We start from the raw sequence: 11057 nt of genomic DNA on the forward strand, positions 1-11057 counted from the left end.
CAGACGGATCGATGCGGTCACTGCCGCGCATGCCAGGGGATTTCCTCCATAGGTGGTCCCGTGGTCTCCGGGGACCAGAGACGTCTGAGCCAAGTCCTGGCTGACACAAAAAGCTCCCACTGGCAGGCCGAGTCCCAGGGCCTTGGCCGTGGTCAGAATATCCGGGCGGATTCCATAGTCCTGATAGGCGAACATTCGCCCGCTGCGCCCCATACCGCACTGAATCTCATCGACGATCATCAGAATGCCGCGCTCATCACAAATCCGGCGGATCCCGCGCAGGAATTCCCTGCTGGCCGGGATGATCCCTCCTTCTCCCTGCACGGTCTCCAGAATAATGGCGCAGACTCCTTCCTCCAGCTGATTCTTAACGGACTCCAGATTGTTAAATTCAGCATAGCAGACCCCGTCCATCAGGGGATAAAAGGGGGTGCGATAATGTTCTGTTCCTGTGACAGATAAGGCTCCAACCGTTCTGCCATGGAAGCTGTGCTTCATGGCTATGATTTTCTGACCGGCCTTCGGGTTTTTCAGATAAGCATGCTTTTTGGCAGTTTTTAAGGCTCCCTCGATTGCCTCGGCGCCGGAGTTGGTGAAAAAGACCCGGTCCATACCGGTGACCTGAGTCACTGCCTCTGAGGCGGCCGCGAGCTGGGGCGTATAATAGAGATTGGAGCTGTGAATCAGCCGTTCCAGCTGCTCGTGCAGAATACAGTTATATTCCGGATCACCATATCCCAGAGCCATGACCCCGATCCCGGAGCCCGCGTCCAGGTATTTCTTCCCGTCCGTATCATAGAGGTATACCCCCTGCCCGTGGTCAAAGACGACGGGAAAGCGATTGTAGACATGAAAGAGGTTCTCTTCTGCCCTTTTGATGTATTCCTCCTGCTTCATACCGGTCCTCTCCTTATATTTTGTCAGCTGATACGGCGTCATCAGAGAGCATGGCCGTGCCAACTCCCTTGTCGGTAAAGATCTCAAGAAGGAGGCAGTGGGCCAGGCGGCCATCCAGAATATGAACCCTGTTGACCCCGTTCTCAACCGCCTCAACACAATTGTTTATCTTGGGCAGCATCCCGCCTGTAATACAGCCGTCCTTCATCAGCTTGCGGGCCTCAGAGACGGTCAGCTCTGAGATCAGCGTCCTGGGATCATTTGAGTCCTGATAGACTCCTTCGATGTCAGTCAAAAAGGCCAGCTTCTCTGCCTGAAGCTCCCTGGCAATCGCGCAGGCAGCCGTATCCGCGTTGATATTATAGGTATCATAGTGATCGTCATACCCGATCGGGCAGACAATCGGAAGGAAATCCTTCTGCAGCAGATCCAGCAGGATCTTCGGGTGAACCTCCTTGACCTCTCCCACATAGCCGATATCCTGCCCCTTGGACAATTTCTTTGTCACCTTGAGCAGACCGCCGTCCTTGCCGGAGATTCCAACGGCGTGAACTCCCTGCTCCTCAACCATACGGACCAGTGACTTGTTGACGCGATTTAAGACCATCTCTGCGATCTCCATGGTTGGCTCATCCGTCACACGCAGACCGTTGATGAAGCTCGGCTTCATGCCGACCTTGCCGACCCAGCTGCTGATCTCCTTGCCTCCTCCATGGACAATGACAGGCTTAAATCCGACCAGCTTCAAGAGAACCACATCCTGGATGACGTCCTTTTTCAGCTCCTCATCCAGCATGGCGCTGCCGCCGTATTTAATCACAATCACCTTGCGGTTAAAGCGCTGAATATAGGGGATTGCCTCGATCAATGTCGCGGCCTTGTCCTGAATCTCTTCGATCTTCTTGTCTGCCGTTTTCCATCTGTGCCTCTCTCCTCGAATCATCTCTTGCAGGTCCTATGATCGGTAGTCCGCGTTAATGGTTACATAGTCATGCGTCAGATCACAGCCCCAGGCCGTGGCCTCATGGTCTCCCTGTTTCATGTCGCAAATCGCCGTTACTTTTGGGGCGGTCAATATCTCTGTCGCTTTTGCCTCGCTGTAATCAAGGGCGAGACCGTCCTTGACCAGCTGGATTTTTCCCTTTTCAGACGAGAAATAGAGGTCTACCCGATCCGGATCGAAGTCCACGCCGGAATATCCCAGAGCGCAGAGTATGCGGCCCCAATTGGCGTCATGACCATAGATGGCCGCCTTGGTCAGAGAAGAGGTCACCACCGACTTGGCCAGAATTCTGGCCTCCGCGTCAGAGCGGGCATTTCTCACCTTGACCTCAAAGAGGCAGCTCGCCCCCTCTCCGTCCGCGGCCATCTGCCGGGCCAGAGAGCCGCAGACCGCTGACAGGGCCTTGACAAACGCCTCATAGTCCTCATTTTTCCTGTCAATTCTTCGGTTGTCTGCCTGTCCATTGGCGAGAAGCAGACATGTGTCATTGGTCGAAGTATCTCCATCCACGCTGATCATGTTGAACGTGTCCGGCACAACCGTTGCCAGGGCCTGCTGCAAAAGGCTCTGCTCTATGGCGCAGTCGCTTGTGATAAAACAGAGCATGGTGCACATATCCGGATGGATCATCCCGCTGCCTTTGGCCATACCGCCAATGGTCACCCTTTTCCCATCTAAAGTCAGCGTCACCGCAGCCTCCTTGGGAGAAGTGTCTGTTGTCATAATGGCTCTGGCTGCCCGATGGCCGGCCACAGGGCCGGACTGAAGGTCAGAAGCCATAGCCCCGATTCCTGCGCAGATCCGATCCAGGGGCAGATCCATCCCGATCACGCCGGTAGAAGCCAGCAGAACCTCCTCCGGCGCAAGTCCGAGGGCCCTGGCGGCACAATCTGCTGTCTTCCCGCAGACCCCAAGCCCCCGCTGACCCGTGCAGGCATTGGCGATTCCCGCATTGACGACAATGGCGCGGGCTGTCCCCTTCTCCCTGACAATCCGCCTGTCCCAGAGAACCGGCGCTGCCTTGACCACATTCCTGGTAAAGACACCCGCAGCCGCGCAGGAGCTGTCAGAGACCAGCAGAGCCATATCTGCTCTCTCCCGGTACTTGATCCCCGCGGCAGTATGTCCGACGCGAAAGCCACTGGCAGCGGCAACACCGCCCTCGATCACCTGATACATTGGCACCTCCTCTCTTGCCCTCTGACAGAACAATGCTCTATGCCAGACCCGACTGCCTGTTAAAGCGGGTGATATTCTCCCCATTCAGGATAAACTCATAGGAGTGAATATCTTCCCTTCGACTCCAGCCCTCTTCCCGCCAGAAGGCATTGCCCAGTTCGTTGGATTGAAAGGCAATCAGAGTCACCTTATTGATGTGCTCCCTGTGCAGAGCCAGCATGGCGGCTGTCACCATGGCCCCGCCGATTCCTCTCTTGCGGCAGCTGTCAGCGACACAGACGTGATAGAAGCTTCCCTCTCTTCCATCGTGTCCGCACAGGACCGTTCCCACAATTCTCCCATCCATCTCCGCCACAATAGAAGTCGTCGGATTCCGGCGGATAAAGCGGGCAATCCCCTCTCTGGAATCATCGATGCTTCGCAGACCGAGCCCACGGATGCTCTTCCAGAGAGCAAGAACCCGATCATAGTCCTCTTCCCTCATGGTGCGAATTGTGTAATTGATCTTCGCTTCCATATTCTATCCTATTCACTCATACCATACGTTCATGTCGACATTCCCCTTGCCCTCCTGCTCCACCTTTCGGTAGAAGGCCAGGGCGGCCGCTGTAGCTGTGTCCCTGGAGATGTGCGCCAGGGCCAGACGGCCGCTGGTCGTCACTCTATGAAGATCCTATGAATTTTTATTCCAGGGCTCTTCAGGCCTGCTTATCTTACACCTGTCTCTGCCCTCTTTACAAGTTCCTTCTGCATATTCTTGCATTTTCACCAAACTTTTCTATCCGTATTTCTTTTTGTTATTTCATAGATTCGTCATTTTACGCCTAAAATATGTATTTTTATTCTTAAAATATGTATATTTTTACACTTGCTTGATCCGCTGATTTTCCTGTATATTTAGTTCAGTTCAAAAGAAAAAGCTGTCAAGAAAGGACATGTATCATGGCGAAAGACAAGGTTGTTCTCGCGTACTCCGGCGGTCTGGATACGACCGCAATCATCCCCTGGCTCAAGGAGAACTACGGCTACGAGGTCATCTGCTGCTGCGTTGACTGCGGTCAGGGAGAAGAGCTGGACGGACTGGAAGAGAGAGCCCGCTACTGCGGCGCGTCCAAGCTCTATATTGAGGATATCACCGACTCCTTCGCCGAGGACTACATCATCCCCTGCGTTATGGCCGATGCGGTCTATGAGAATAAATATCTTCTGGGTACCTCTATGGTGCGCCCCGGCATCGCCAAAAAGCTGGTTGAGATCGCCCGCAAGGAGGACGCCGTCGCCATCTGTCATGGCGCCACCGGCAAGGGCAACGATCAGATCCGCTTTGAGCTCTCCATCAAGGCTCTGGCCCCTGACATCGAGATCATTGCCCCCTGGCGTGATGACAAGTGGACCCTGGAGTCCCGTCAGGACGAGATCGACTATTGCAAGGCCCACGGCATTGACCTCCCCTTTGACGTTGACGAGTCCTACAGCCGTGACCGCAATCTCTGGCATATCTCCCACGAGGGGCTGGAGCTGGAGGATCCTTCTCTGGAGCCGGATTACAAGCACCTTCTGGTTCTGTCCAAGACCCCTCAGGAGGCTCCCGATGAGGCGGGAGTTTATACTTGGTCGCCGAAGCTTTTGGAAGACGCGAAGCGCAAGGTCGCCCGCGAGATAAAGCAGGCGTATAAATTTGCCCTGGAAAATAAAGATAGAGACGTTCTTATCGTGCTTAGCAACGTGAGCGCGCGCACCAAAGAGCTATTAAGCCTAAAAGAGCAAGCCGCCCAGAATGGATTTATTTTCGAGTGCTTTAGAATGCGAAATTTCTTCGCCTCCGAGCACGGCGTCGATGAAGATACCGTGATAGCGATGTTTATCAAGGTCGCAAACAATAAAATAGAGGGCGAAATTTTAATCCCGCCCGTTAATCCTATGAGCCAAAGCGTAGCGCAAAAGATTAAAGACGCGGCGGCTCTAAACAGGCGCGATCTACCCTTTGATGCGGCGCAAAATACCTACGTAACGAAAAAATATATCGCCGCTACGCAGGATAAAAGGCTTTGGAGCGCGCGTCAAAGCGAGCTCTATCCCGAGCTTCGCACCTATAAATACTCAAAACGCGTCTTTTTCAAAGCCGATTGGGATAAGGCGTTGCTCGAGATGCGCGGGCTTATAATGGACGATGATCTAAATATCATCGTGCGTCCATTTAAAAAGGTCTATAACTACTCGGAATTTACCTCGCGCAAAAGCCTTTATCCTATCGATATCTCAGACGATACGCCCGTGCTTGCCGTGCGAAAGGTAAACGGCTTTTTGGGGTGTTGCACCTACGTAGATGCCCACGAAAGCGGCGCGAGCTTTAACCGCCGCGTCATCTACTCCACGACGGGATCGACCGATAGTAGATTTGCGCAGATGGCGCGCGAGCACTGCTGTAAATTTGAAGAGATTTTCAAACGCTATCCAAATAAAACTTTTTTATTTGAGATCACCGACGAGAGCGACCCGCACATCGTAGAAGAGGAACTTGGCGAGACTTTTATCGGGCTTATCGACGCTAAAACCGGCGCGCAAGAGAGCGAATTTGAGCTGGATAAAATCGCCGCAAGCACTGTCGGAGCACTAAAAAGACCTTTTTACAAGGAGGGCGAACAGTATCTAAAAACGAGCTTTGCGGAGCTTAAAAATATAGTCAAAGAGGCGAAATTCGAGGGCTTTATGGTATATATCCCGAGCCAAAACGATTTTTGCTTTAAGATGAAAACGCCTTATTATCTCGTGAATAAATTTTTTGCTCGTAGTAAAAACGAGGCGCTTTCCGGCAAACTGGATAAAACCAAGCTCGATGAGGAATTTCACCCTTTGGTCGATCACATCAAAGCAAACGAGCGAGAATTCAGATCCCTCGACGAGCAGGGCAAACTAGGCTTTATAAAAGAATTTTTAGAAAAAATTTAACGATTACCGCGAATATTTGGCGCCGTGCAAATTTGAACGTAAAGAATAAATTCGATGCGGCGATTAAAATTTAAAGGAAAATGATGATATTTTTTACCTCCGATTTGCATTTTTATCACGGCAATATTATGAAATACTGCCCTAAATTTAGGAATTTTAACGACGTAAGCGAGATGAACGAAAAGCTAATAGAACTCTGGAATGCCGTAGTGGGGCCCGAGGATACGGTTTATGATCTGGGCGATTTTGCATTTTGTAATAAATTAAAGGATCTAAAAAGCGTAGCGCGCAGGCTAAACGGCTCGCATGTGCTGATTTTAGGCAACCACGATACGCTCATTAGCCAAAACAAAGTAGCGCTGCTACGCGAGCTAAAAGAGGATGGAAATCCTATTTTTAGCGATATCCTGCACTACAAGGAGCTAAATTTTGACGGCGGCGCGGGCGCGATGAAGGACGGCAAAGCGGGTATGAGTATCTGTATGTTTCACTATCCCGTAGAGGAGCACAACCACGCCTCGAAAGGCTCTTTTATGCTTCACGGACACTTGCACGACCGCGCTTCTAGCCTGGAGGGGCGCATACTAAACGTAGGCTTTGACTCGCACGGCAAAATTTTAAGCTTAGAGGAGATCGTGCAAATTTTAGGGCAAAAGGAGATTGCGGCAAGATATTCGTGATCCGGGCTAAACGCGGACAGCCGCAGCATTGATTTAAGCGTAGCCTGCCACAATATCTTGCAAAAGCACCCGCATAATACGAGGATAGGCAAAGCGCTCGGCGGTATCTTTATCGACAAGCACGGACACACGGGCTTTGCGTGGACGAAAGATAAGCTAGGAATGTATCACGGCGAAGCAAGGCTTGGAGCCAAGCCGATCGTTTACTGGCCGCTAGGGGAGAAATGATCGATTTTAGCAGAGAGCGGGGCGCTCGGCGAGAAATGATCAAATTTGACCTCGCCTATTTTGACTCAGGCGGGGTCAAATTTAGTTAAATTTTGATTTTATACATAAATACGAAGTCAAATTTGAAAAGCGGCAAAGCTATATTTTGCCGCTAAAATTTTGCCCTTTTGACTCGCTTGTCTTTTGCCTACGCGCAAATTTTAAAATTTGCTGCATACTTTAAAAGAGCGACGCGCGTTTCAAAGAGCGGCTACGCGCTTAGAATAGCTGCGCCGCCCGTTTTAGACAAGCTCTACTCTGCTTCGGCGGAGCGGAGCTTGTCTAAATTTTAAAATTTATCCGCGCGTAGTCTATGCCAACTTGCCGAGCGGCAAGAATGAGGGGCGGGATAGCTTCCGTTCGAGTATCAAAACCCAAAGAGACACAGCCTTTTGTGCGGGCTATGAATACGGCGCGCATGAGATAGCAGGGCAAGGTGGAATCCAATCGGCAAAGCGCGAAATTTTCGCGAAATTTAGTCGATTGTCGCGCACGATTTTATCTAAGCTGCTGCAAATTTTATCCCCAGCCGCCGCAATCTTGCCTGCGTCCATACAGAATTTCACGAAATTTTGTAGAATTTACGCTGTGTATTCTGCAAACCGACGGGCAAAATTTTGCGGACGCAACCGAATTACATGCGCAAATTCTACCGTCAAATTATAACCTAGCGCAAATTTTACGGACGGAATCGCTAGCTAAATTTAAACCCGCGCGGTTAAGCCTAATAAGCCCGCTTGCTAAAATTTCGTTCGCGCAGAATTTCATTTGTGTAAAGTTAAAATTCTAGCCGAAACTCCGTCTTTCCCGGCTTGCTTCTGCACGAAATTTTAAGCCCGAGCTCGTCGCAGTATTTTTTCACGATAAAAAGCCCGATGCTAAAGCCGCCGTTGCGCTCGTCAAAGCGGGTATAAAGCTCGAAAATATGCGGCAAATTTTGCTGCGCAATGCCCGCGCCGCTGTTTTTAATGCGAAGCGAGCGCTCGCGCAGGCTCACCTCGACGCAGCCGAGCTCATCACAATATTTTATCGCATTGCCAAGCAGATTGTCGATGATCTTTCGCAGCTTAAACTCATCCGCGCAAAAGGCCACCGGGCGCAGATCGGTGCTTAAGCTTATGCACTTTTGCTCCGCAGAGACGCCGAAATACTCGATACGACTTTGCAGCAGCTCGCCTAAATTTACCTCTCGCCCGCTGCCGCTTTTGTTTAAGCTTAGCGCGGTTAGGTCTTCAAACAGCGCGTTTATCGTATTTACGCCCGCCTTGATATTGCCTAGATATTTTTTCGCATCGGTATCAAAAAGCTCGATGCTCATCAAAATCACGCTAAGCGGGGTTTTTATCTCGTGCGTGGTGTCGCGGATGAAGCCGTTTAAAAACTCGATCTTTTCGTAAAGCGGGCGTAGCGAAAGGCGGATGATAAAATACGCGATCAGCAAAATAAGCGCCAAAACAAGCGCGCTCGCGGCTAAAATTTTAAGCTTCAGCGCCGCCAGCTTGCCCTCAAGCGCCTCAGTTTTGATCGCTACGTAGTACTCCGTGCCGTCCTTGGCGGTGAGATTAAACTGCTCGATCCTGCTGGTCCCCTCCATATACACGCGCGGCGCGTCGTCCCTCGGCTCAAAATCCCGCGCGATCTCATCGCTGCTATTCAGATCCGCCGCGTATGCCTGCATGGCGTCAAAATCGCTCTCGTTTAATCGCCCGCCGCGCGCGAGCTTGGCCTCTAAGCCGTGTTTAAAATCCCTGATCGCAAAGGCATCGCGATCCGCGATAAAAAACTTCTCCCGCTCGTAAAATACGCTGCTTACCAGCGCCAAAAACAAGACGCTAGTAAGCGTGTAGAGCAAAAAAATCGGTAGAATTTGACGCATTTTGGACACGGCGCGCTCCTAGAGATATTTATAGCCGAGCTTGGAAGCGTTTATGATGCGATCCTTGCCCAAAATTTTTCGCAGCTCCGCGATATAAACGCGCAGGCTAAGCTCGCTCGGACTCTCGTCGTAGTCCCACAGCGCGGCGAAAATTTCATCCTTACTAAGGAATTTATCGCGGTTTTTCAGAAGCAGAGCAAGAAGCCGTGCCTGCTTTTGCGGCATCGGCACGAGCCTGTCTGCATGATATAGCGCGCACTGAGCCATATCGAAGCTAAAGCTTCCGCCGATATTTTCGCGTCTGGCGGCGTTGTGGACGAAGGTGCGCTTTAGTAGATTATCCGCGCGCAGAGCCAGCTCTTTTAGCTCGAAAGGCTTTTTGAGGTAGTCGTCGCAGCCGCTTCCAAAGCCGCTTTCGACGTCTTGCAGAGTATTTAGCGACGTCGTGAAAATGCACGGTGCGCCGCGCCCCGCCTCGCGCAGCTCGCGAAGTAGCGCAAAGCCGTTGCCGCCGATGATTTTGACGTCAAAGATCCACAGATCAAAGCTCTTTTCGTACGCTAAAGAGAGCGCCTCGTCGTAGCTTTTGCTGCCGCTTACCTCGTGCCCCGCGCCGCGCATATAGGTGCACATCATGTCTAGCAGCATCCCCTCGTCCTCGACGATCAAAACTCTTGCCATAGTTCATTTCCTTGCGTAGAATTTTTGAAATTATACCCTGTGAAATTCCGCGTAAAATTTAATTGCAAAATTTCGCGGCAAATTTTATCGCAGCGAAAACGGCACATCTTAGCTTCAGGGTATGCTTCGTAAATTTAGATTGCTCGCCTAGTATTATTCGCGCGGCACGGCGTAAGAAACTAAAATTTTCACGCCGCAGAATTTTAAAATTTACAGGTAAAACACTGGGCTTTAAAATTCCACCGCTATGAAATTCTAAATTTCGCGGCGCAGAATTTCAAAACCTTGCCTGCGCCGATAAGGTTTTGCGAAATTTTATCGGCGCTACGCCGCATAAATTTCAAGCTAAAATTCTAAAATTCTCGCGCCGTATTTCACTAAAACATAATTCCGCGCAAATGCTGCGCGGAATTACGTAGCTTGCGCGCGGGCAGCTATTGCTGCGTCATAGGGCACACAGCGGCGCCCGCGTTTTGATTGCACGGCATCGCGTCCCTTGGCGGCATTGCCGAACCCGCGCCGTCGCCCATCCCCCTAGGCGGCATATGGCCGCACTCTCCTGGAGCCGTCTGCGATCTGTGCGGACCAAACCCGCGAGCGGGCTTTTTAAATTTGCCGAAATTGCCGCGATCCTTGAGCTCGATATCCAGCCTATCCGCCTGCTCGACGCTTAGCTTGCCCGCCTGAGCGTTATAGTTTTTTCTAAACTCGTCTAGGAATTTCTCGCGATCCTCGACGCTCATAGCGTCCAGCTTCTTTTTAAACTCGGTCTTAAATCCGCGCTTGAGATCCCTTGCCTGCGCTCTTAGCTCGCCCGCGCGCTTATCGATCTCAAACGCCGCTTCGCTTAAGCTCTTGGCGTCCGCGCTAGCGACTGCGGCATTGATCTGCTCGGTAGTACTATTTTGAAAATCTGCGGCGAACAGCACGCCCGCGACTAAAACGCTTGCTAAAACAATCTTTTTCATTCTCTCTCCTTTGTGAAAGTTGGCGTGATTGTAATAAAAAGTCGTGAAGAAAAAGTTAAGCCTCGCAAAAGTCGCAAAGAGAGTTAAATTTTGAAATTTTGCGAGCGCTACCGACAAGTTTGCCTTTGACATACGAGCTTAAATTTATGCGTAAATTTTAAATTTACGTGCGCTCGGGCGTGCAAATTCGTTCTTTCGCGAAGCCGCTTTTAAGCGCATAGAAATCACGCGTAAGCTCATTTTATAAGCATATGCAAGTAGGCTAAATTTTAAAATTATTTCAAATCGCTATAATTTTTCAAAAATTTAAGGAAGCCGGATGAAAATTTTAAATTTTGCGCGGACGAGCCTTGGCGCAAACATCTATCAGGGCATGGGTTTTGGCATCGCGATGACGTTTTGCGGCGGTTTTATCGACGCTTATACCTTCATAAAGCGCGGCGGCACGCTAGTGGCGGGGCAGACGGGCAACGTTACCTTTCTCTCGGTGGATTTGGCGACGCGGAATTTTGACGGAGCGCTTACGAAGGGCGTTACGATGCTTGCTTTTATGGCGG

General features: G+C 50.9%; 11 protein-coding genes. 4 read left to right on the forward strand and 7 right to left on the reverse strand.

Translation table 11 applies throughout. The annotated features are described in order from the left end of the window. The 4 genes from Q0413_RS03580 to Q0413_RS03595 all read right to left on the reverse strand — a co-directional run. The coding region (locus tag Q0413_RS03580; protein WP_298987383.1) for an aminotransferase class III-fold pyridoxal phosphate-dependent enzyme at window positions 1-897 on the reverse strand (897 nt) is incomplete at its 3' end. Window positions 898-910: 13 nt separating this feature from the next. After that, window positions 911-1795, reverse strand: a complete 885-nt coding sequence (argB, locus tag Q0413_RS03585) for an acetylglutamate kinase (protein ID WP_298987401.1) — start codon at window positions 1793-1795, stop codon at window positions 911-913. A gap of 57 nt (window positions 1796-1852) precedes the next feature. Beyond that, complete coding sequence (gene argJ / locus Q0413_RS03590) at window positions 1853-3079, reverse strand: bifunctional glutamate N-acetyltransferase/amino-acid acetyltransferase ArgJ (RefSeq protein WP_298987385.1); 1227 nt, start codon at window positions 3077-3079, stop codon at window positions 1853-1855. Between the two features lie 37 nt (window positions 3080-3116). Further along, window positions 3117-3596, reverse strand: coding sequence for a GNAT family N-acetyltransferase (locus tag Q0413_RS03595; RefSeq protein WP_298987388.1), 480 nt, complete (start codon window positions 3594-3596; stop codon window positions 3117-3119). A gap of 425 nt (window positions 3597-4021) precedes the next feature. Here Q0413_RS03595 and Q0413_RS03600 point away from each other — a divergent pair, with 425 nt between their 5' ends. The 3 genes from Q0413_RS03600 to Q0413_RS03610 all read left to right on the forward strand — a co-directional run bounded on the left by Q0413_RS03600 (window position 4022) and on the right by Q0413_RS03610 (window position 6936). Beyond that, entirely contained in the window at window positions 4022-6028 is a 2007-nt protein-coding gene (locus Q0413_RS03600; protein ID WP_298987390.1) for an argininosuccinate synthase domain-containing protein, read from the forward strand. A gap of 83 nt (window positions 6029-6111) precedes the next feature. Continuing rightward, window positions 6112-6708 carry a phosphoesterase gene (locus Q0413_RS03605; RefSeq protein ID WP_298987392.1) on the forward strand — a complete coding sequence of 199 codons (597 nt, stop codon included), beginning with the start codon at window positions 6112-6114 and terminating at the stop codon, window positions 6706-6708. Window positions 6709-6765: 57 nt separating this feature from the next. Next, entirely contained in the window at window positions 6766-6936 is a 171-nt protein-coding gene (locus Q0413_RS03610; protein ID WP_298987393.1) for a hypothetical protein, read from the forward strand. An 817-nt stretch (window positions 6937-7753) separates the two neighbouring features. Here the strand turns inward: Q0413_RS03610 and Q0413_RS03615 are convergent. The 3 genes from Q0413_RS03615 to Q0413_RS03625 form a co-directional block, all read right to left on the reverse strand. Then, window positions 7754-8851, reverse strand: a complete 1098-nt coding sequence (locus Q0413_RS03615; RefSeq protein ID WP_298987403.1) for a HAMP domain-containing sensor histidine kinase — start codon at window positions 8849-8851, stop codon at window positions 7754-7756. Window positions 8852-8869: 18 nt separating this feature from the next. Then, window positions 8870-9532, reverse strand: a complete 663-nt coding sequence (locus Q0413_RS03620; protein WP_298987395.1) for a response regulator transcription factor — start codon at window positions 9530-9532, stop codon at window positions 8870-8872. A 434-nt stretch (window positions 9533-9966) separates the two neighbouring features. Next, the gene (locus Q0413_RS03625) at window positions 9967-10500 is read right to left on the reverse strand and encodes a DUF1104 domain-containing protein (protein WP_298987397.1); all 534 of its coding nucleotides are present in this window, start codon (window positions 10498-10500) and stop codon (window positions 9967-9969) included. Window positions 10501-10819: 319 nt separating this feature from the next. Between Q0413_RS03625 and Q0413_RS03630 the strand changes: the two genes are divergently transcribed. Then, a partial coding sequence (locus Q0413_RS03630; protein WP_298987399.1) for a DUF1275 family protein occupies window positions 10820-11057 on the forward strand: 238 nt, incomplete at its 3' end.

This window comes from uncultured Campylobacter sp. (assembly GCF_938045465.1).
In the GTDB taxonomy this organism is placed as follows: Bacteria; Campylobacterota; Campylobacteria; order Campylobacterales; family Campylobacteraceae; genus Campylobacter_B.